The organism is uncultured Clostridium sp. (genome assembly GCF_934754925.1).
In the GTDB taxonomy this organism is placed as follows: domain Bacteria; phylum Bacillota; class Clostridia; order Clostridiales; family Clostridiaceae; genus Clostridium.
The window spans coordinates 274,088-295,983 of the sequence record NZ_CAKVJA010000001.1 but is presented as its reverse complement, the minus strand read 5'-3'; the positions used below and the strand labels follow the sequence as shown (position 1 = coordinate 295,983).

General features: G+C 25.0%; 28 protein-coding genes and 1 pseudogene. 26 read left to right on the top strand and 3 right to left on the bottom strand.

The window, feature by feature from the left end; translation table 11 throughout:
- The first annotated feature begins 280 nt into the window (after positions 1-280).
- The 7 genes from Q0G30_RS01435 (at position 281) to Q0G30_RS01400 (ending at position 3,461) form a co-directional block, all read left to right on the top strand.
- Complete coding sequence (locus Q0G30_RS01435) at positions 281-511, top strand: BhlA/UviB family holin-like peptide (protein ID WP_294171581.1); 231 nt, start codon at positions 281-283, stop codon at positions 509-511.
- A 3-nt stretch (positions 512-514) separates the two neighbouring features.
- A complete protein-coding gene (locus Q0G30_RS01430) occupies positions 515-757 on the top strand; it encodes a hypothetical protein (RefSeq protein WP_221700610.1) in 243 nt (80 codons plus the stop codon).
- Between the two features lie 85 nt (positions 758-842).
- Entirely contained in the window at positions 843-1,079 is a 237-nt protein-coding gene (locus tag Q0G30_RS01425) for a hypothetical protein (RefSeq protein WP_221700609.1), read from the top strand.
- A 107-nt stretch (positions 1,080-1,186) separates the two neighbouring features.
- Positions 1,187-1,378, top strand: a complete 192-nt coding sequence (locus tag Q0G30_RS01420) for a hypothetical protein (RefSeq protein ID WP_221700608.1) — start codon at positions 1,187-1,189, stop codon at positions 1,376-1,378.
- A gap of 537 nt (positions 1,379-1,915) precedes the next feature.
- The gene (locus Q0G30_RS01415) at positions 1,916-2,140 is read left to right on the top strand and encodes an aldo/keto reductase (RefSeq protein ID WP_366013282.1); all 225 of its coding nucleotides are present in this window, start codon (positions 1,916-1,918) and stop codon (positions 2,138-2,140) included.
- 205 nt (positions 2,141-2,345) lie between these two features.
- Complete coding sequence (locus Q0G30_RS01410) at positions 2,346-2,642, top strand: hypothetical protein (RefSeq protein ID WP_221700607.1); 297 nt, start codon at positions 2,346-2,348, stop codon at positions 2,640-2,642.
- A gap of 414 nt (positions 2,643-3,056) precedes the next feature.
- Positions 3,057-3,461, top strand: coding sequence for a pyridoxamine 5'-phosphate oxidase family protein (locus Q0G30_RS01400; RefSeq protein WP_221700606.1), 405 nt, complete (start codon positions 3,057-3,059; stop codon positions 3,459-3,461).
- Between the two features lie 44 nt (positions 3,462-3,505).
- Here the strand turns inward: Q0G30_RS01400 and Q0G30_RS01395 are convergent, their stop codons facing one another.
- On the bottom strand, positions 3,506-3,823 hold the full coding sequence (locus tag Q0G30_RS01395; protein WP_294385524.1) for a helix-turn-helix domain-containing protein: 318 nt from the start codon (positions 3,821-3,823) through the stop codon (positions 3,506-3,508).
- Between the two features lie 274 nt (positions 3,824-4,097).
- Between Q0G30_RS01395 and Q0G30_RS01390 the strand changes: the two genes are divergently transcribed.
- Positions 4,098-4,769, top strand: coding sequence for a YARHG domain-containing protein (locus Q0G30_RS01390; protein ID WP_294385519.1), 672 nt, complete (start codon positions 4,098-4,100; stop codon positions 4,767-4,769).
- A 73-nt stretch (positions 4,770-4,842) separates the two neighbouring features.
- On the opposite strand, the gene Q0G30_RS01385 is transcribed toward Q0G30_RS01390, so the two are convergent.
- Complete coding sequence (locus Q0G30_RS01385; RefSeq protein ID WP_294171588.1) at positions 4,843-6,033, bottom strand: MFS transporter; 1,191 nt, start codon at positions 6,031-6,033, stop codon at positions 4,843-4,845.
- A 152-nt stretch (positions 6,034-6,185) separates the two neighbouring features.
- Here Q0G30_RS01385 and Q0G30_RS01380 point away from each other — a divergent pair, with 152 nt between their 5' ends.
- The 11 genes from Q0G30_RS01380 to Q0G30_RS01330 all read left to right on the top strand — a co-directional run bounded on the left by Q0G30_RS01380 (position 6,186) and on the right by Q0G30_RS01330 (position 16,901).
- Positions 6,186-7,190 carry an FUSC family protein gene (locus tag Q0G30_RS01380; RefSeq protein WP_221700604.1) on the top strand — a complete coding sequence of 335 codons (1,005 nt, stop codon included), beginning with the start codon at positions 6,186-6,188 and terminating at the stop codon, positions 7,188-7,190.
- A 39-nt stretch (positions 7,191-7,229) separates the two neighbouring features.
- Entirely contained in the window at positions 7,230-7,490 is a 261-nt protein-coding gene (locus Q0G30_RS01375) for a hypothetical protein (protein ID WP_294385517.1), read from the top strand.
- A gap of 199 nt (positions 7,491-7,689) precedes the next feature.
- Entirely contained in the window at positions 7,690-8,784 is a 1,095-nt protein-coding gene (eutH, locus tag Q0G30_RS01370) for an ethanolamine utilization protein EutH (RefSeq protein ID WP_195468844.1), read from the top strand.
- 70 nt (positions 8,785-8,854) lie between these two features.
- Positions 8,855-9,334 carry an LURP-one-related family protein gene (locus Q0G30_RS01365; RefSeq protein WP_294385513.1) on the top strand — a complete coding sequence of 160 codons (480 nt, stop codon included), beginning with the start codon at positions 8,855-8,857 and terminating at the stop codon, positions 9,332-9,334.
- 265 nt (positions 9,335-9,599) lie between these two features.
- Positions 9,600-11,570, top strand: a complete 1,971-nt coding sequence (locus Q0G30_RS01360) for a HAMP domain-containing sensor histidine kinase (RefSeq protein ID WP_294385510.1) — start codon at positions 9,600-9,602, stop codon at positions 11,568-11,570.
- 136 nt (positions 11,571-11,706) lie between these two features.
- Positions 11,707-12,327, top strand: coding sequence for a hypothetical protein (locus tag Q0G30_RS01355; protein WP_294385508.1), 621 nt, complete (start codon positions 11,707-11,709; stop codon positions 12,325-12,327).
- A gap of 283 nt (positions 12,328-12,610) precedes the next feature.
- The gene (locus Q0G30_RS01350; protein WP_294385505.1) at positions 12,611-12,754 is read left to right on the top strand and encodes a response regulator; all 144 of its coding nucleotides are present in this window, start codon (positions 12,611-12,613) and stop codon (positions 12,752-12,754) included.
- Positions 12,755-13,105: 351 nt separating this feature from the next.
- Positions 13,106-13,867 (top strand): hypothetical protein, encoded by a 762-nt coding sequence (locus tag Q0G30_RS01345; protein WP_294385503.1) that lies wholly within the window; start codon positions 13,106-13,108, stop codon positions 13,865-13,867.
- A gap of 144 nt (positions 13,868-14,011) precedes the next feature.
- Positions 14,012-14,581, top strand: a complete 570-nt coding sequence (locus tag Q0G30_RS01340; RefSeq protein WP_294385499.1) for a 50S ribosomal protein L25 — start codon at positions 14,012-14,014, stop codon at positions 14,579-14,581.
- Positions 14,582-14,757: 176 nt separating this feature from the next.
- Positions 14,758-16,068 carry an MATE family efflux transporter gene (locus Q0G30_RS01335; protein ID WP_294385497.1) on the top strand — a complete coding sequence of 437 codons (1,311 nt, stop codon included), beginning with the start codon at positions 14,758-14,760 and terminating at the stop codon, positions 16,066-16,068.
- 17 nt (positions 16,069-16,085) lie between these two features.
- Positions 16,086-16,901 (top strand): helix-turn-helix domain-containing protein, encoded by an 816-nt coding sequence (locus Q0G30_RS01330; protein ID WP_294385494.1) that lies wholly within the window; start codon positions 16,086-16,088, stop codon positions 16,899-16,901.
- Between the two features lie 80 nt (positions 16,902-16,981).
- Here Q0G30_RS01330 and Q0G30_RS01325 read toward each other — a convergent pair whose 3' ends face one another.
- Complete coding sequence (locus tag Q0G30_RS01325) at positions 16,982-17,248, bottom strand: DUF4190 domain-containing protein (protein ID WP_195468853.1); 267 nt, start codon at positions 17,246-17,248, stop codon at positions 16,982-16,984.
- A gap of 214 nt (positions 17,249-17,462) precedes the next feature.
- Between Q0G30_RS01325 and Q0G30_RS01320 the strand changes: the two genes are divergently transcribed.
- The 7 genes and pseudogenes from Q0G30_RS01320 to Q0G30_RS01295 all read left to right on the top strand — a co-directional run bounded on the left by Q0G30_RS01320 (position 17,463) and on the right by Q0G30_RS01295 (position 21,756).
- Positions 17,463-17,927 carry a UPF0158 family protein gene (locus Q0G30_RS01320; RefSeq protein ID WP_294385491.1) on the top strand — a complete coding sequence of 155 codons (465 nt, stop codon included), beginning with the start codon at positions 17,463-17,465 and terminating at the stop codon, positions 17,925-17,927.
- A gap of 21 nt (positions 17,928-17,948) precedes the next feature.
- Positions 17,949-18,359, top strand: coding sequence for a peptide deformylase (locus tag Q0G30_RS01315; RefSeq protein WP_195468855.1), 411 nt, complete (start codon positions 17,949-17,951; stop codon positions 18,357-18,359).
- Between the two features lie 297 nt (positions 18,360-18,656).
- Positions 18,657-19,460: a DUF2292 domain-containing protein gene (locus Q0G30_RS01310; protein ID WP_366013270.1), complete on the top strand. Its 804-nt coding sequence runs from the start codon at positions 18,657-18,659 to the stop codon at positions 19,458-19,460.
- A gap of 15 nt (positions 19,461-19,475) precedes the next feature.
- Positions 19,476-19,688: a hypothetical protein gene (locus Q0G30_RS14385; RefSeq protein ID WP_366013268.1), complete on the top strand. Its 213-nt coding sequence runs from the start codon at positions 19,476-19,478 to the stop codon at positions 19,686-19,688.
- Between the two features lie 272 nt (positions 19,689-19,960).
- A complete protein-coding gene (locus tag Q0G30_RS01305) occupies positions 19,961-20,128 on the top strand; it encodes a hypothetical protein (protein WP_291655189.1) in 168 nt (55 codons plus the stop codon).
- 24 nt (positions 20,129-20,152) lie between these two features.
- Positions 20,153-20,756: pseudogene (locus Q0G30_RS01300) on the top strand (thioredoxin); the annotation flags it as partial.
- 220 nt (positions 20,757-20,976) lie between these two features.
- Positions 20,977-21,756, top strand: a complete 780-nt coding sequence (locus Q0G30_RS01295; protein ID WP_294385487.1) for a peptidoglycan recognition family protein — start codon at positions 20,977-20,979, stop codon at positions 21,754-21,756.
- Positions 21,757-21,896 lie beyond the last annotated feature (140 nt).

Here is a 21,896-nt window from a genome sequence, read left to right as displayed (position 1 = left end):
AACTTAAAGAACCGCCGTGTACCAGACCGGTACGCACGGTGGTGTGAGAGGACGGAAAATAAAATAATTATTTTCCTACTACTCGATTTAGAGTATTTTAGACTTTAGATTTTATAGTGAAAGCTGGGCAAATATTAAATGAAAAATAGATGGTCGTTCAACATTATACCGAAGGAGAAGCCACTTATGAAGAGATATTAAATATATTTATGGAAAAGTTAGAAGCCAAAAGGTTATTATTTTATGTAAATTTTAATACTATTAAGTAAAGGATAATTTTATGGAAAATGAAATTTTAAAAACTATAGTGAATAACCGAGCATGGGTGGTGATGTTCGTTTGGTTATTATTTGACACAAGAAAGGAAAGTAAAGCTAGAGAAGAAAAACTACAGCAAATAATTAATAAAAATCAAGAAGTAATTTCAGAGTTAGCAGAAAATTTTAATGTGTTTGAAAACATCCAACAAGATGTTGCAGATATAAAAATTAAATTAGATAAGGGGGAGTAGTATATGAGTAAATTTGCGGATAAGTTAATAAACTTATTTGAGGTAAAAAAGATTATAGCATTAATGATAATTACCGTATTTTGTATACTAAGTGCAAAAGGAGACATTGCAGAAGAGCAATTTACAACTGTGGCAATAATGATAGTATCATTTTATTTTGGACAATCTACCGTAAAGGGAACAATTAAGAAAGCTACAGAAAGTGATATAGATGAAGTATCAAAAGCAAGTAATACAACTAAGTAATATAGATAAACTGGTTTAAGAAGAGACTATATTTCATCTCTTCTTTTGTTTTATAAAAATATATTAAAGAAAGAAGGTATTTAAAATGAAAATTGGAATAAATGATGGACATACCTTAAGAGGTGCTGGAACTGGAGCAGTAGGAATTATAAAAGAGGGAGAACATACTAGGTTAGTTGGAGAAGAAGTAAGAAGATTATTAAAAGAAAAAGGTAATACAGTTTATAACTGTACTGTGGATTATGCAAGTGCTGTAAATGAAAGCTTATCTTTAGTAGTGCAACAAGCTAATAGAGAAGATTTAGAATGGTTTATTTTATAATTGTTTAAGGCTGGGGATTAACTTTTATAGCATTTTGTTTTATGTTTTTTTTATTAATATTTTCATGTTAAAATAAGGATAATAAAAAACAAAGGATGTGATGTATTTTGAGTAGTGAAATACTGAAGGTTAATACTAAATTATATAAGACAGCTTATAAAAATAGAGATAAAGATAAATGTATTGAAGAAATTTTTAATTTAAGAGAAACGTATAAAGAAAAATTTAGGCATATTTTTTTAATATCAGATTGTTTAAAAAATCCTATGGGAAGGAATTTCAATGAAGATGAGAAGTAATTTGTAATCGATATTTTAGATGGAGCTTTTAAAAAATCAGAAGAAAAGTCAGATTATACACTAAAAAGTATTTTAGGGGAGTTTAAATTATTAAATACAGTTCTATTTAATAATGCTAAAAATAATGAAAAAAAGCTATTAGAAAATACTTTTAGTGAATATTCCCTTGTAGAACAATTATTGATGATTAGTATTTTTATTCAAGATCAAACTAGGCTTATGAATAAAAAAAATCTTAGTGGTTATTCAAATAAAAAATTTATAATAGGATTAAAAAGGTTAATTTGGATAATATTTTTGAGCAAAAATTAGTATAGATAGATAAAAACCTCAAGAAGCTGTTATGGCGGACTGGGGTTTTTATATTTTAAGGTTATTTAGATTATAAATATTTAGGAGGAAGGATTATGAGTAAAGAAGCAATTAACAATATTAATACTATATTTCCAATGGGAGATAAGCTTCCAGAAATGTTTGCTAAAAATTTTATAAGAAATGCATATTTAAATATGTTAACATAGTTATTAAGCAATTTAAATATTTTTTATTTATGAAACCTTAATTGTAAAAAATCAATTAGGGTTTCTTTTTTATTATGTAGCTTGGTTATGGAATAAAGGTGTTACATCACCTATTGTAGGTATTACAAAAGAAAAATATCTTGATGATTTTATAGGTGCCTTAGATGTTAAATTATCAAAGGAAGATATGGAATATCTTGAAGAAAAGTATGCTCCACATAATATTGTTGGACATAATTAATTTGATGTTAACATTTTAAGGAGGAATAAGATTGAAGAAAAAAGAAGTAAGTGAAAAGTTTAATATTAAGCTAGAAGAATTAAGATATTATTTATAATATAACAAAAGAGAGGTGGAAATGTGGAACTAAGAGTTTTATGAGCCAGTAGACATTTCAAAATATGATTTTATAAGATTAAGTGAAAAAGATGTTTGGGGAATACTAATGAGAAAGGATGATATTTTAGCTAGTAAGGATTATGTTACAGCTCAAGATTTAATTAATAAACCATTAATAAGTTCAAGGCGTTCAAGTGTGCAAAATGAACTTTTTAATTGGTTTGGAACAGAAGCAGATAGGTTAAATATTATTTCTACTTTTAATCTTATATTAAATGCTTCCGCCATGGTAGAAGAAGCATTAGGTTATGCTTTTAGTTTTGAAAGTTTAATTAATGTTAATGAAGAAAGTAATATTTTTTTAAGCCACTTTTTCCCAAGATTGAAACTGGTACTGTACTAGTATGGAAAAAGCATCAAGTCTTTTCTCTAACAATATCTAAATTTATAAAAGAAATTAAAAAATCATTTAAAGATAAGTAAAACTAATAAAAAGTCTATTGTATTGATTACATATAAGGCTTAATAATTTTAGATAAGTTTGAATAATAAAACAAATTAAACCCTACTGGATTTAAAAATATTTTCAATAATATAAGTAATGGAAAACATTCAGATTTAGGAACAATAGGATTTGCAATTTGCTTTGTCATTATGATGATTTTAGATGTAGCATTAGGATAAGTTTCTGTAATAGTATCTCTAGGGAAACTATAGCACTTTAAAGTGCTTACTATACAGTATGGAAAAAAACATTTATTATTAGCTTGTAAGTTAAATTTCTTTTAACAAATTTGAAATTAGAGAGGTATAAAGAATGAACGAAATAGTTAAATTTTTAAATGCAAATTCAGTACAATATTTTTCAACAGTAGGTATGGATGGTAAAGCTAAGGTTAGACCATTTCAATTTATGATAGAAAAGGATGGCAAATTATATTTTTGTACAAACAACACAAAAGAAGTGTATAAAGAAATTAAACAAAATCCTTATGTAGAAATTTGTACATCTTCACCAAAGTTTGAATGGATGAGATTAAGTGGAAAAGTAGTATTTACTGATAATTTAGAAATAAAGAAAGCTATAATTGAACATAGTCCACTTGTAAAATCATTATATAATAATGCAGAAAATCCAATTTTTGAAGCTTTTTATCTTGATGAAGCAAAGGCAACAATTGCTGATTTTAGTGGTAATCCACCTAAAAGTTATAAACTATAATTAAAATTAATAAAAAACTTACTTGTAAAAAAGGAAGTTTTTTATTAATTTATTGATTTATAATTTTCGCCCCATTCGAACATTGAATCTAAGATAGGTTTTAAGCTATAGCCTGTTTCAGTTAATGTATATTCTACTCTAGGAGGAACCTCAGGATAAACCTTTCTTGTTAAAAGTCCGTTTTCTTCCATTGCTCTCAAATTAGAAGTTAAAACTTTTTGAGTTATATTACCAACAGATTTTTTTAATTCGCCAAAACGTTTAGTTCCAGTAAGTAAATCTCTTAAAATGAGTATTTTCCACTTATCACCTATGAATTTTAAAGTAATTTCTACAGGACAACGAGGTAATTTATTTTCCATTTTATTATTCTCCATTTACAATAGTATATTTAAGAAAGTATATAACTGAATGATACTAATATTATATTATCAAATGTAAAAAAGTTCAATTAAAATTAATTTAAATATTGTATAAAAAAATCTGCAACAAATATTGCTGATTTTTCAATAATCAAATATATTTGTTTATCAAGATTTTTCTAAAATATAGCCTTAAATAAAATCACTAATTTGTAAAGTAATATTAAATTTATGCATAGTATAGAAAAGTAGAAATTTAATATTGGAGGATTAAATGAATAAAAAAGTAATAATTACTATTTGTGGGGCAGTGATTATAAGTAGTGTATTATCTATTTCAAAATGTAATTCTTTTAGTAATAATCATAAAGAAATAAATATAATAACTACCACTTCACCTAAGAGTAATTACTTTATTATTCCAGATAGTAATACTCATTATTTAACTGAAGATGATTTAAGAGGATTAACTTCAGATGAATTAGAAATTGCAAGAAATGAAATATATGCACGTCATGGATATCAATTTAAACAAAAAAAGATGATTAAATATTTTAATAATCAAAGTTGGTATGTTAGAAGTAAGTATAAAATTACAACAGATGATTTAAATGAAATAGAATATGCTAATGTAATGTTAATAAAAAAGGTCGAAAATGAAGGATTTTCAAATGATGATCAAGTTTATTCTGACGAAGATTTTATAATTCCTGACAGTAGTTATAGAAAAGTTACTTCTAAAGAATTGAAATCATTATCATCTCATGAATTAGCAGTTGCAAGAAATGAAATATATGCACGTCATGGATATATTTTTGTTAGTGATGAATGGAAGGATTTTTTTATAGACAGGCCTTGGTATACTCCAACATCAAAAGAGGTAAGTCTTAATAATATTGAAGAATATAATGTTTCAATGATATTAAAAGAAGAAGCTAGAAGATAATATTAAGGGGCTGTATCATATTGAATTTATAAATTCAATATGATACAGCTCCTTTAAGTATTTAACTAGATGATTAATTGATCAAGATATTTTGTGATACGCTTTTATTTAATTTAATATGCATTACCACCATAATTATTAAAATTAGTAGTAAATATATTGGAAAAACTATTACGCTTATATGATTTGCAATAATACCAAATAGAGGTGGCATTAATAGATTTCCAACATAGGCACTGGCCATTTGTACACCTATAACTGCTTGTGATTTGTTTTTCCCAAAATTGGTAGGTGTAGAATGAATAATACAAGGGTATATTGGAGCGCAACCAAGACCAATAGTAACTAAACCTATTAGAGACACTTGATGGCCAAGAGGTAAACACATAATTATAATACCAATTAAGATTATACCTTGCCCTAAATAAATCATTTCTTTATCCTTTAATTTCATTGTAATAAATCCACTAATAGCTCTGCCTACTGTAATTCCTATAAAAAATAGGCTTCCATAACTTGTTGCTACTTCTAAGTCAAACCCATGTTGTAATACCAAGTAGCTACTAGCCCATAATCCAGCCGTTTGCTCTAAAGCACAATAACAGAAAAACATAATCATTACTTGTTTAGCTCCAGGAATATTAACTATTTCTTTTAAGGTAAGTGCTTTATTTTTTTCATTTCCAACATCCACTTCTTGTATATCGTTTATAATGAAAGGCTTTTTCCAAAGAGGTAAACTTAACATAATGATTACAGTTAGAGCAACTTGAATTAATGATATATAAAGATATCCCATATTCCATGTTTGACCATTAACTAATGCAAAACTCATAATATATGGACCTATACTAGCACCAATACCCCACATACAGTGAAGCCAACTCATATGATGACTTTTATAATGAAGTGCTACATAATTATTTAAGGAAGCATCAACGCTACCAGCACCAAGGCCATAAGGTATTGCCCATGATATTAACATCCAATAAGAACTACTTATAGAGAATCCCCATAAAGCTATGGCTGTCATGAGAACACTAAATGCTGTAACTTTGCCTGTACCGAATGACTTTGTAAGACGATCGCTTTGTAAACTAGAAAAAATTGTGCCAGCAGAAATAATCATAAAAATTGCACCAGCATAAGATACAGGAACATTAAATTCCTGATACATAGTGGGCCAAACAGATCCTAATAATGAATCTGGTAATCCTAAACTAATAAAAGCTAAATATATGACTGCTAATAATAAATTAAACATATTGAATTTCCCCCCTTATATACTTATACGATTATATCATATTTATTAAAAATTTTGTGAATTTTAAGTTTTTATATTTGAATTTATTAATTTTTTATGATAATATTGTTCGTTGTTTCAAACAATTAGAAAAGAGAAATGGAGGGAATTTTATGAAAAATAAAATTATATCTAATACTATAATGTTTATAGTAATTTTATTATTTGTTAACTTGTTTGGGCGTATATTTGGAGCAAGTAACAACTTAGTAGGAGTTACTATACTAGTGTCGATATTAGTACTAATGCAAGAGGATTTAACTAAGAACTTATATAATAATTTTATAAAATTACTTTTTATAAATTTAATTTCAGGAATTTTCTCTAATATATCAAGTCATCATATATATTTGGGATTAGTTTTAAATTTTGTAGTTTTATTATTAATTGGTTATTTTTTAACATCTAAATTAAATAAGGTAATCCTTGTTCCTTTTGGATTACAATATTTATTTATGTTATATACTCCTGTAACAGGCAATGATTTTATAAAAAGATTAGTAGGACTAACGATTGGGGCATTTTTAATAATGCTGATTCAACTTATAGTTCATAGAAAGAGCAAAAATAATAAAATTGAAGTTAAAAATATAGAAAAAGATATTATAAATAAAGAGAGTGAATATATAAGAATATTTAATAAATTTGATATTCATCATGTAAGAGGAGCTTATGCAATTAGGGTAGCTTTAATTACTACAATAGCAGTATTTTTAGTAGATTTATTTAATTTAGCTCAAGGACGTTGGATAGTATATACAATATTTGCGTTAACTGAATTATATTCTGAACATTGCATAGAAAGATCAAAGCAGCGTTTACAAGGAACTATTATAGGTGTAATTATAATAATGATATTATTCATGATTATTAAAGATAATACTATAAGAGGATTGCTAGTTTTAGTAGCTGGGTACTTAGATTCATATACTACCAACTATAGAGATAAAATTATATGTATAACTGTGTCAGTAGTCGCTTCAGTTTCAGTAACTAATGGGACTATCACAACAGCTATAGAAAGAGTAGGGTACATATGTATAGGAGTTATGTTAGCTCTTTTAGCAGATAAATTAATATTTAATAAAAAATTAGAATACGCAGACAAGCTTATATAAAAATATGAGCTTGTCTCTATTTTTTTATTAGCATGTAATATGGATTCAAGATTTCCATATCATTATGAAATGTTAACAGAGCTTGTTGAAGCGGCTGAAAAAGCAGATGTGGCATATGAAATTGATATCTTTACACCACGATATGGTACAGATTCTGATTTTGCAATGACTGCAGGTAATAATGTAAGACATGCAGCTATAGGACCAGGAACAAGAGGTAGCCATGGATATGAAAGAACTCATATTGATTCTTTAAATAATATGTATCAATTTTTTAATAAAATTAAATTAACATCTTAAATAAAATACTCGTAAATGATGATATAAACATAAAAAATAAAATCAAGTATAAAACATTTATAATTAAATAATTTTTAAAATAAAAAGCAATATTATTAACAAAATATAATGATATTGCTTTTTATATAAAGCTATATATAATATACATTTCATGATATAATTTTAGACATTATAATATAGTAGGGGGACAAATTAATATATGACATTTGATAAGTTTATAATATGGTTAATGGCAATAGGTATACTTGTTGGTGCTATAGACCGATTATTAAAAAATAAATTTGGATTGGGAGAAAAATTTGAAGAAGGATTAAATTCGATGGGCCCTTTAGCACTTAGTATGGTTGGTATAGTTAGTTTATCTCCGGTAATATCTAATATTTTAGGACCTATAATAATACCTTTTTATAAATTTTTAGGAGCAGATCCGGCTATGTTTGCTTCAATTTTAGCAAATGATATGGGTGGGTATCAATTAGCCTTATCATTAGGAGAAAACAAAGAAATTGCTTTATTTTCAGGATTAATAGTTTCATCTATGTTAGGATGTACTATAGTATTTTCTATTCCTGTTGCATTAGGATTAATAGAAGAAAAAGATAAAGAATTTTTTGCAAAGGGATTATTAATAGGGTTATCAACTATTCCCTTAGGATCAATTGTTGGCGGAGTAATAATGAAAATAAATATAAAAATGCTTCTAATAAATATTATTCCTATTATTTTTGTTTCATTAATTCTAATTTTAGGATTAAAGTTTTTTCAAAATATATTTATAAGAGGGGTATTATATTTTGGAAAATTTATAATGATGATTACTACAATAGGTTTAGCTGCTGCAGCCTTTGAAAAGTTAACTGGTATAGTATTAATTAGGGGTATGTTGCCTATTGATGAAGGAATGAATGTAGTAATAAATATCGGAATAGTTCTTTTAGGAACATTTCCTATGTTAACATTAATAATAAATTTATTAGACAAGCCACTTAGAAAATTAGGAAGATATATAGGGTTAGATTCCACTAGTGTTGCAGGTATAATTTTTTCATTAGCCAATAGTATTCCTGTTTTTAAGATGTTAAAAGATATGAACAATAAGGGTAAAATAGTAAATATAGCATGGCTAGTTGCAGCTACATCAACATTAGGAGCTCATTTAGGATTTACTGCTGGTGTTGAATCAAAGATGATAATTCCAGTTATATTAAGTAAATTATCTGCAGGAGTATTTGCAATTATGATAGCATTAATTTTTACAAGAGATAGTGAAAAAAAGGTATATAGTAATATATAAGTTTTAGGGAAGTATTTTTGACTTCTCTTAATTTATCATAGTATATTAAGATTATTTTAGGGGGATTTAAATGAGATATTATATTAAATCAAAGTTATTTAAAATTAAAGAAGACTTTTGGGTTAAAAATAACAAAGGAGAAGATTCTTATTTTATAGATAAGGAATTTTTCAGTTTTGGATTACAATTTAGAGTAATAGAAAATAATAATGAAATATATAAGGTTAGAGAAAAACTGCTAAAGTTTATGCCAAGTTATGAAATATATGATGCTAATGATAATATAATAGGTAGGGTAAAAAAACAGCTTACATTTTTTAAGGATAGTATATTTGTTGAAAGTAATTATGGCAATTTTGAAATTCAAGGAGATTTTTGGCATTATAGTTATACAATTAATCATAATGGAAGAACTATTGCAGTTATTGATAAGGAAATTTTATCATTTACAGATAATTACTATGTTGATATAAATTATGAGAATCATCCTTTTATAATAGCTTTAGTTATAATTATAGATAATATAATAGATAAGCGTAATAATAATTAAAAGAATTTAGAGCTATCCTTATTTTCAACTATATAAGGATAGCTAGTTTTTATTTATAATATTTTAAATTTTTATTATATAGGAAATTATTATGATGTTTTGAAATAATAAAGCATTTTCTTAAGAATTTCGAGTATAAGAAGAAAAAAAGTTATGAATATTTTACAAAAAAACATAAAACATAACTTTATTTACAATATATGTTGAAATAATTCGTTTTATGGAATAAAATAATATAAATTGTAAATATAAAAGGGAGAGAATAATGGTAGAAAATATTATAAATAAAAAATTAAGAGAAATTAAGGAAAAACCAATACTATATATAAATATTATTATGTTAACTTTAATATCACTAATTTTTATAAATATAATTTTTAAATTAGATAAAAATATGACATATACAGGGGTAGCATTAGTATTTATAAAATCATTTAATTCTATATTATCAATATTGGCGTTAGGAAGTTGTCTAATTTCATATTGTAGATTAAAAAATGATAGTGTTTTTATTATTAGTTTGATGTATTTAGTATGGTTAATAGATATACTTCTAGAGCATATAGATTATCTAAGCTTTTATTTTACCGAATATACTCTTTCAAATTACTTAACTATATCAACTTCATTAGCTAGGGTGTTTTTAATTATAGTAGCAATAATCCCTAGAAATAAATTTAAAAGTATTATTGTAAAAAATAAAACCTATTCATTATTATTTGTAATAGGATATACTGTGATATTAGGTCTTATAGAAAATACTATTAAGGTTAATAATTTATATCATTCAAATTTTGTTTTTGTAAATTATAATAGAATGTTAATTATAGTTTATATATTATGCTCACTTAAATTATTTATTACTGGTATGAAAGAAAAAGAATATTTATTTGTAGTTTTGTCATTAAGTATATCAATGCTAGCTATTAAAGCGATGATAGCTATATATGGAGTAAATAATATATCGTTTTATTTAAAATTAGTTTCAGTATCAATAACATATATTAGCTTTTTAATAATAATTTGTGGTGTATTTATAGAATTATATATGTATATATGCAGGACAAAGGTATTAAATAATAATTTTAAAGTGTTTTATGATTTATTTGAAAATAATAAATATATATTCATGTTTATATGTAAAGAAGATGGTGAAGTATTGTATGCTAATGAAAAACTAAGGTCCCATGGCTTAATTGGAAACAATATAAATTCATTTAACTTAGGAGAATTAATTAAAATAAAAAATAAGTCTTTATGGTCTGATGAAGTTACTACATTACTTAAGGATAATGGAGGGTGGAGAGGTATAATAAAAGATGATACTGATAATATTACTATGGATTGTACTGTTCAATTAATAGAGACAGATTACGAAAATGTTATATCTGTTTCGTTTATGGATATTTCTGATGAGATAAAAAGAGAATTAGAGTTAGAAAAGTTAAAAGTCTATGATAAATCTAAAAATGAATTTTTTTCAAATATATCTCATGAGTTAAGAACACCTTTAAATATAATATATTCTACACTTCAATTATTTAATATGTATAGTAAAAATGAAAATGTTGATTTTAAAAAAGTATATGAAAAGTATAAAAGGCCACTAGATATAAATTGTAAAAGAATGCAAAGGCTAATAAATAATATTGTTGATATATCAAAGATAGAGAGCAAGCTTTTAAGTGCCAATTTTATGAATTATGATATTATTAATATTGTGGAAGAGTTAACATTATCAGTTGTTGAGTACGCTTTGCTAAAAAATATTAATATACAATTTGATACTAATGTTGAACAGCATATTATAAAATGTGATGCATCTATGATTGAGAGAGTAATTCTTAATTTATTATCAAATGCAATAAAGTTTTCTGATTTAAATAAAAATATATTTGTTAATATTTTAGTAAATGAAGAGTGGGTTGAAATAGAAGTAATAGATGAGGGAATTGGAATTCCTGATATTAGTAAACAGATTATATTTGAAAAATTTGTACAAGCTGATAAATCTTTTACTCGTATGAATGAAGGTAGTGGAATAGGACTTAGTATTATTAAATCTCTAATTGATCTTCATGATGGAGAAATAAAATTAGAAAGTGAAGTGAATATAGGAAGTAAATTTAAAATATTATTGCCTAATTTACAGATTGAATCATCAGAAGCTAAAAGTTATTCTATTGATAAACACAATATAGAATTAGAATTGTCTGATATTTATGAGGTGTCTTAAATAATTAATGTAATTTTACAAAAATATTATCATTATACTGTAATTATTATCACAGTAATTCTGTTGCTTTTCGTGATATTATAGAAGAGATTGTATTATTAAGTATAAGTTTTATGGTAAAGAAAGAGGCAGATACATGAAAAAATTTATAAAAGAACAGATACTAAAAATAGTAGATACACTAGAAATGATAATAGGAATACTTTTAGCAGTTTGTATTGCAATATCAGTTGTATATCTTATTTTTGATATTAAATCTATTTTTTCAAACAATAATTTAGAGGCATTTAATAATTATTTATCTATAGCCTTTAATTTTGTTATAGGAATAGAATTTATAAAGATGTTATGTAAGCATACTCCGGAAACAGTAATAGAAGTATTATTATTTGCTATTGCAAGACAATTAATTGTTGAACACATGACAATATTTCAAAATTTAGTTGGGGTAATAGCTATTGCAGTATTATTTGCTACAAGAAAGTATTTATTCTATAATTTTGATGAAGTAGATAAAACAATTTATAGAAGCAGTGAAAGAGTAAAAAGAATAAACTTTTTAGAACATATTAATATACCACATGATAATAAGGAAGATACTTTAGAAGATATTATTTTACGAGAAATAGAGTCTAGAAAGTTAGAATTAGGAACAGGTGTATGTATTTATTATCCAGGTTTTGCTTTAAGAGTAGCCAAAATAACTAATAATGTAGTTACAAGGGTTGAAGTAATAAGATCTATAAAAAATAAATAGATATTTCTATGAAAATATAAAGTTTAATATAAAGAAACAGTTAAAATCTCAAGGATTCTTATGAATCCTTGAGATTTTATGTATTAATGGTTTGTTTTAAATAACTTTTTAGTTTGCATATTATAAAGTAAACTAATAGTAAAGTTTTTAAAGTTTATTTTTAGTTTATAATTTACTATTATTATAGAAATAAAATTTATTTATATAGATAATTTAATAAGTAAGTCTTAATTAAAAATAAATTTTATATATAAATTATATTAATACTAAAGGTAGGGATATTATGATTAATATATTAGTTGTTGAAGATGATAAACATACGAGAAAACTATTAGAGACTATTTTAAAAAGAGAAGGTTATTCAGTTTTAAAGGCGGAAGATGGTATAAAAGCAATGGATGTATTAGATAATCATCATGTGGATTAGAGCATTTTATTGAAATATTACATGATGGATAGCTGATGTAATTCTTGTATTAAAGGATAGAGATATTTTAGAAAGTGGAAATCATGATGAACTAATTGCTAAAAATGGATTCTATGCAGAATTATATAATAGTCAATTTGAACAAATAGTTTAAATTATAAGCATTAATAGTAAAAATGAAATAAATAGGGTATATGTTGTGTAAAAAGAAACAGCATATAACCTTTTTTTATTATTAATATAAAGAATTTATGTTAGATATACTCATTTAATATGGATAATAATCTAAAAAAATAGTAAAATAGTATTAAAGGTTTTAGGATGTATCTAATATAAAAGTGGGTGAGTATTTTGAATAAATCAATTAAGGAATTTTTAGAATGGATTCTTAAATACTTAGTAATTATTGTAACTACTATAGCCTTAGTTTTAGCAGGAAATTTACTATTCATTGAAAGTCATAAAGTAATTTCTGAAAAAAAATCATTTATACTTTATACTATATCTTCAGAAAGCATGGTTGCTATTATGATTCTTATTGCATCTATTATAGGTATAATAATATTTAAACTTAATAGAAAGTTTTTAGTTAAAAGGGTATCTTCAAAAGTTAAAGGAAATTTAATATATAATAATATAGATTCTTACAGTCCATTAGTAAAATGGACCATAAAAATTGACAAAAAGATAAATATTTTTGCAAAAAGTAATTTAATAAAAGTATTATATATTGTCTTTATAATTGGAATTATTGTATTTAGCTATACTAACTATACTGCAGTAACAAATAATGAAATAATTTATAAAACAGTATTTTCGGATAAAGTATATAATTATGATGATGTTGAAAGGTTAGAATTAGGTTTTACTAAGGGTCAAGAAAGTAATGTATACTATAATTTAGTAATGAGAGATGGTACTAAAATAAGCTTAATTGGAGGGTCTATTGAAGTAGTTAATGAAAGTTATGAAAATGTTATATATGAAATAGATAGTAAATTGCAAAGTTTAGGAAAAGATAAAGTAATTGATAAGTTCTATATAGAAGATTTTAAAAATCAAGGCTATAGTCAAGATTATGTTGAAAGAGTACTAAGATTATTTGAAGAGTAAATATCCACCAGGTAAGCTGGTGGATATTTATTTATGTCTGAAAGCAATAATATTCAAATAGTAATATTAAATAATTAACCTGAATAAAATATGATATACAAAATAAAAGCTTTGTATAATATAAGAGATGAAGGAAGGATTGCAATGGATAATTTAGTATTCAACATATGTGAAAGAAGTGAAAAGGGAAGTAAAGTAAGAAAAAATGGAGAAATCCCATGTATTGTTTATGGAGATAATCATCATAAGTCTTTAGCTGCCAAAATGACTAAAAAAGAAATGATTAGATTATTAAGATATCCTAAGAGTTCAATTGTATCTTTAAAATTAAATGGAAGTTTAAAGAAGTGCATAGTTAAAGAAATGCAGCAGGATCCCTTTGGAAAGATAATTCATATAGATTTTCAAAGTATAAACAAAGGTGATATAGTTAAATTGAAGATTCCAGTAAATTTTGTTGGACAAGAAGTCTTAGCATCTAAAAACTTATTATTAGAATCTTTTATTACAGATGTTGAATTACAAGGGGAAGCAGATAAATTTCCAGAAAATTTACTTGTAGATGTATCTAACTTAGAAGAGGGAAATCAAATTTTTATTAGAGATTTAGCTATACCAAGTGAAATGGTATTAGAAAGTAATAGAGATTTAGCTATGGCTAAAATAAGTTATAATTCTAATAATAAAGAATCAGATGAAGAAACAACAGAATAAGTAATTTTTATATAATTAATAAAAGTGATTATAGTATAAAATAAATGAAAAAAGCTTCTATTAGAAATAATATATTTTTAATAGAAGCTTTTTTGTATATTATAAAAATAACTATTGACTCTATAGTTACTATAGACTTTATCATGATTAAAGAAACAAAATATGGAGGTGTAATCATGATAAGAGAATTTTTAAAATATGCAGTTCCTTCAGCTTTAGCCATGTTTGTTTCATCTCTATATACAATAATTGATGGAATTTTTGTTGGACAAGGCGTTGGAGATTCTGCATTAGCAGCAGTTAATATAGTTATGCCATTTACTATAATGCTATTTGGTATAGCAACTATGTTTGCTGTTGGTGGGGGAGACCTTGTATCTAAGAATATAGGAAGTAATAATAAGGATAAAGCAATAAAAATATTTAGACAAGTATTTAAATTTTTACTAATTTTAAGTATAGGTATAAGTTTAATTTTTATAGTATTTTCAACACAAATAGTAAAAATACTAGGTGCTACAAATAACTTAGTTCCATTAGCTTCAACTTATTTAAAGTATTATAGTTTATTTTGTATTCCAAATTTAATAGGAATTGCCTTAAACAGTTTCGTTAGAAATGATGGTAGACCGAAACTTGCAATGATATCAACTTTATCAGGTGCAGTAACTAATATAGTTTTAGACTATATATTTATATTTCCATTAAATTTTGGAATAAAAGGTGCTGCTATTGCAACAGGTCTTGGCCAAATAGTAACTATATCTATATTGATACCACATTTTATAGGTAACAAGGGAGTTTTAAGATTTGGAAATGTTAGATTAGAAAGAGAAATAATAAAGGAATTTATTAATATAGGTTTTCCATCATTTTTTGCTGAAGTAAGTTTTTCTATAATAATATTTTTTATGAACTTAGCATTAGTTAACTATGGGGGAGAAACTTACTTATCATCATTTGCAATAATTAATTATATAACAACTAATATTTATATGGTATTATTAGGATTATCACTTGGTGTACAACCATTATTAAGTTATAATTATGGTGCTAAAAAATCAAAAAAAATGTTAAAATATTATTCTATAACAATGAAGGCATCAATTTTAATAAATATTATATTTATAAGTATATGTTTTTTATTTGGAAAAGATATGATATTGATTTTTACGTCTGATACTATAATTGCTAATATTGCATATATAGGGTTAAACGTAACAAATATTGCATTTATAATGGTAGGTTTTAATTTAATAAGTACAGTTTATTATCAGTCAATAAGTATGCCTAAGATTTCAAATATTTTCTGTGCTTTTAGAAGCGTTATACTACTTCCCATATCATTATTTATTTTAGCTAAATTATTTAAAATTAATGGTATATGGATTAGTTTATTTGTTTCTGAGCTATTAACTTTTATTATATTGAGGTATTCTGTTAATATAAAGTCGTATACTGTGAGGGCTATTGACAATGCAAATTAACTTAGGAGATTTTTAATATGGAAACTTATTTTTCAGTTGGAGAAATATCTAAATTAACAAATGTTCCAATTCAAACATTGAGATATTATGATAAAATGGGTCTACTTAAGCCTGCTTATATAAATGAACAAAATAATTATAGATATTATTCAGTAAATCAATTTATAAAGATTGATTTATTAAAGCAGTGCAAAGTTATAGGATTATCACTAAAGGAAATAGAAGAGTTATTAAAAAATGAAATATCAGTAGATTCTATGTTGAAATTAATAGATCAACAGCGAAAAGTATTAGATAATAAGATACAAGAGCTTGAAAGTGTTAAATCATATATTAACTTTTTAGGTGATAGATTAAAAGAAACTAAGAAAATAGAAGAAAATAAAATATTTATTAAGTATAATGATGAAAGAATAGTTAAGAAGTATAAATGTATATTAAAAGATCAAGAAGATATAGAACTAAATCTAAGAAAGGTTTTACTTGAATCAGAAAAAGAGAATTGGATGTTAAATTCAGAATTAGTATTTGAAGCAGCATTAGATATATTAGAAAGAGAGAATAAGGTAGTTTATACTGCTATAATGCTTTATAAGCATGAAAATGTAAGTGAAGGAACAGAAAATGTAATATTAGAAAAGGGAAAATACCTTACTATGTATTATGATGATAGCTATAAAAATAATTTAAAATACTATAAAATGATGTTGGACCATATTAATAAGTACAATATAGAACCTATAGGTAATTTTAATGAATTTTCTATATTATCCAGGGTGAATTCTAAAGAGGATGAAAAGTCTATAATTCAACTTGAAATAAAAATTAAATAAAAAAGGTTAATTAAAACGAAAATCCTATAAGAAATACGTTTAAATAATTTCTTATGGAATTTTCGTTTTAATTTACATGGTTACATTAGGAAAATAAGTATACAAACTGCATAGATAATATTTATTGCACCTAATATTATTCCTAAAATAGCTAATACTTTTCCTTTTTCTTGAGCTTTATATATTTGGGACAAACCTATTGCTGAAAGAACAACAGCTACAATTCCAACAATTCCCCAGAAGTTTAAAAAGCAAGAGATAATACCTAGGATAAAACCTGCAATAGATAAACTATTATAAGAACCGTTTGATTTTTGTAGTTGATTATTATTGTTATTTTCGCTCAAATTTAATACCCCCATTATTAATTAATAAATTATATGCTCAAATAAATATAATATGATTATTATCTTTATCTTTAAATGTTTCTTATTTTAAAATATATAATTTTTATATTAATATAATATTTTTATCAGCTTTTTATATTTTATTGAGATATTGTTAATAATTTAATATAATGATGATAAATAAAAGCAATAAATAGGAAAGATGTGATTATAATTGAACAATAAATTAAAAGTAGATCTAAGAGATGTAATAGAAGCTATAGAATTTGAAGGAGAATTATTACAACATTACTATAACAAAAATACAGGAGTTATAATGTATATAGAGGATAGTAGCTCTGCAACTTACAAAGCTGATGATATACATAATTTAGATAATTTTGAAGAGTGGGAAAAGGAACTTATACTTTCACTTCATGATTTTAGAGAAAATCCAAGTGACTATATTCAACTTCCATCTTATGATGATATTAATGAATATAGTATGATGATTGAATTTTGTAATAATATAGAAGATATAGAATTAAGGAATAAAATATTAAATAGTAAAGATTCTTTTAGAGAGTTAAGGCAATCAATTGAAAATGAAGGTCTTATTAATAAGTGGTATGATTATAGAGAAGATGCTGAAAGAAAGTTAGCTATTAAGTGGTGTAATGATAATAATATAGAGTATTAAATTTAGAAAGGTTGAAACAAAATGATAAAACCAATTGTTAAAGATATAGTGTTTTTAAGTCAAAAATCAGAGCCGGCTACTAAAGAAGATATAGCTATTATAGATGATTTGGTAGATACATTAAGGGCAAATTTAGAATATTGTGTTGGTATGGCTGCTAATATGATAGGGGTTAAAAAACGTATACTAGTATTTACTATAGGTGATCTTATTATACCTATGATAAATCCGGTTATATTAAATAAAGAGAACAGTTATGATACTGAGGAATGTTGTTTATCATTAATTGGATTTAGAAAAACAACTAGATATGAAAAAATAGAAGTAGAATATTTAGATAGAAACTTTAATAAGCAAAGACAGATATTTAAAGGATTTACAGCACAAATAATCCAACATGAAATTGACCATTTTGAAGGAATAATAATCTAGGTTATATTAGTGCATAAAAAATATTTATTGATTAGTTTGTGTTAAATATGTTGATGTATTGGAGTCAATATACTTAGATACTATAAAAGAAGTAAATTAAAAAATAATATTTATTGAGATAAAGAGGATAAACTTGAGAAATTATAAAAATTTCTTGAGTTTTTTTATTTAATAAGTATAAATTCCAATAAGATACATTAAAGGTGTTAACAGGAAAAGAGTTCTACATATAATGGATAATATAATTTCTAGTAAACCTATAGGAAAACTGAATTTTATTATAAAGGGGGCATTATAATGAATAAGGTAAAAAGTAACTTATCAAGTGAAAGCTTAAATGTGATATTAAATATTCTAAATGAAATTAAGTATGGAACATTAACTTTAGTTGTACAAGATGGAAAAGTAATTCAATTAGGTGTTACTTTAGGAGTATTGATGGGGATAAATAAAAATATAAATTCATTTTTCTATTTAACTCTTACATCTATTAGACAAATACCAATGCTTGCATGGATTCCTCTAATAGTATTATGGTTTGGAATTGGGGAAAGCTCAAAAATTATTGTTATTGTGTTAGCGGCATTTTTTCCTATACTTATTAATACCATAAGTGGTATTACTAGCACAGATCCTAAGCTAATAGAAGTAGGCAAAATGTATAATTTAAGTAATTTCAAATTATTTACAAAGATATATTTACCTTCAGCAATTCCTTCAATATTTGTTGGTTTAAAACTAGGACTTGGAATATCATTAGATGGTAAAACAATATGCGGTCCAGATAAAGATAGAGCTATGATTTTTCAAGAGCATAGGTTGTTTCCATGGTTAACTATAACAGATAATATATCATTAGGTTTAGATAAAAGTAATAAAGAAGAAAATGATAAATTAATTAGAGAGCATCTAAAAATGGTAAAATTAGAAGAGTTCGAAAATGCATATCCAAATCAATTGTCAGGAGGAATGTCACAAAGAGCAGCAATTGCAAGAGCATTAATAAATAATCCAAAAGTATTATTATTAGATGAACCTTTTGGAGCATTAGATGCTTTAACTAAAATTCAATTACAAAACGAAATTTTGAAAATTTGGTAAAGAGAAAAAACTACAATGATTATGGTTACTCATGATATTGAAGAAGCTATTTATTTAGCTGATAGAATAATAGTAATGTCTTCTAGACCAGGTAAAATAAAAGAAATTATAAATATAGACATTGGTAAACCAAGAGATAGAAGTAGTTATGATTTTGCAACTATTAAGAAACAAGTATATAAACACTTTTTTGATACTGAGGATATTTCAGTAGAATATACAATTTAAGAGAAGAGGAATTAAATAATGATTATACAATTAATTGACCAGAAAAACTGGAGGTTAATCTTATAAATTTTATTAGTTTAAAATTTATAATTTTAGCCTCCTTATTTTATTTGAAAGGAGAAATAAAAGGGAACATATATGCCATAAGTATATTTACGAGATATTAGCTTTGAACAGTATAAAATTAGATGAAGTTGAATTAATAAATACTACAGATGCTGAATCAGCGTTACAAGGTAATTCTGTAGATGCTGTAGTAACTACTGGTTGGAGTGAGGGATGATAATAAATTTGACTTTATTTCTTTAGATATTACAGAAGATTCAATAAAAAAATTAGAAGAAAGTAAGGATTTTATGCTAAATAATCATATCATATCTAAAGATTTTGATATAAATTCATGGGTTGATAGATCTTTTTATGAAAAGGCAAATAAATAATGTATATTAAGGGAGGAATTAAAAATAGGTCATCCAACTATTTATCCAACAGGAGTAACAGTATATAACAAGGAAAAGGCATGGGGAGGATATACCTTATTACAAGTAAATGATTTAGGCGCATTACTAATAGATATGAATGGTAGAGAGGTCAATTATGGAAGGGGTTAAAAGGCTTTCCTAATAAACTTTTACTAGGTGGTTTTGTAATTGGAAGTACAGGAGAAAGGGTATGCAAGATATGCTTGATTTAATTCAAGTAGATTTAGAAGGTAAGATTGTTTGGAAGTTTAATAAAACAGAGTATATAGAAGATAAAGGTGAAATACCACAATGGATGGCAAGACAGCATCATGATTATCAAAGAGAAGGTAGTTCAGTTGGTTATTATTCACCTAATAGTGAACCACTTGTTGATAGAGGAAATACATTAATTTTATGTCATGAAAATATTATAAACAGTGAGATATCACAACAATTACTTTTAGATGATAAAATAATTGAAGTTAATTGGGAAGGTGAAATAATATGGCAATGGAAAGCTAATGAACATTTTAATGAGTTAGATTTTGATGAAGCTGCAAAAAATATTCTTTATAGAGATCCTAACATGAGACCAGCAGGTGGAGCAATGAAGGTTTCTATAGTTGAAGGAGTTAAAGAGTATGAGGATAAGGGAGCTTTTTGTGTAATATCTAGTAGTGAAAGATAAATATAAAAAATATGTAGTAGAGCTAAAAAATATACTACATATTTTTTTATATTAATATTTTGCTAATTTATTTAACACTATTAGCACAACTGTGAAATTGCTTTCATAGTATGATAAATGAGAGGTGATGTATATAATGTTACCAATACAAAGGAAAATAAGTTCTTTTAATTATTCAAGTAGAAATGGTAATAGTGTTAAGTATATAGTTCTTCATTATACTGCAAATAAGGGTGATACAGCTAAGAATAATGTTGATTATTTTTATGGTGGAGATAGAAGTTCAAGTGCACATTATTTTGTAGATGATAATTCTATCTGGCAATCAGTAGAAGAATTTAATGCTGCTTGGTCTATTGGGGATGGTCATGGTATATATGGTATTACTAATCAAAATTCTATTTCCATAGAAATGTGTTGTAATTATAATGGTATTATATCTGAAACAACAGAGAATAATGCATTAGAATTAGTTAAGTATTTACAAAACAGATATAACATTGCTAGCAGCAATGTTGTAAGACATTATGATACAAGTCGTAAGATATGTCCTAATTGGTCAGAAAATAATTGGAACAGATGGACTTCCTTTAAAAATAAATTAGAAGGTAAGTATGGTTATGATAAGGAGATGAACTATTCTATGTATGTATTCAGTAAGAATTGGTATCTAAAAAAGTATCCAGATGTAGCTAAGAGTCCAATCTATAAGGATAACCCTTATAAACACTATGTTGATTATGGAAAGAAGGAAGGAAGATTACCATTGCCACCCATTCCAAAAGAATATAATGAAGGTGAGTATCTAGAGCTTAATCCTGATGTAGAAGCTGCAGTTAAAAAAGGCACCTTTGTATCTGGGGTGGATCATTATCTTCAATATGGATTTGATGAAAATAGAAAAGTTTGCAAATAAACTATTAAAATTGAATAATAAAAATGTTATTAAATACAAATGATAGTTTATATTATAAGCTTTTAAGAAAAAATCTAGCAGCTAGAAATAGATTTTCCCTGTAGAATTTATTCTATGGGGATTTTTGATGTTTAAATATA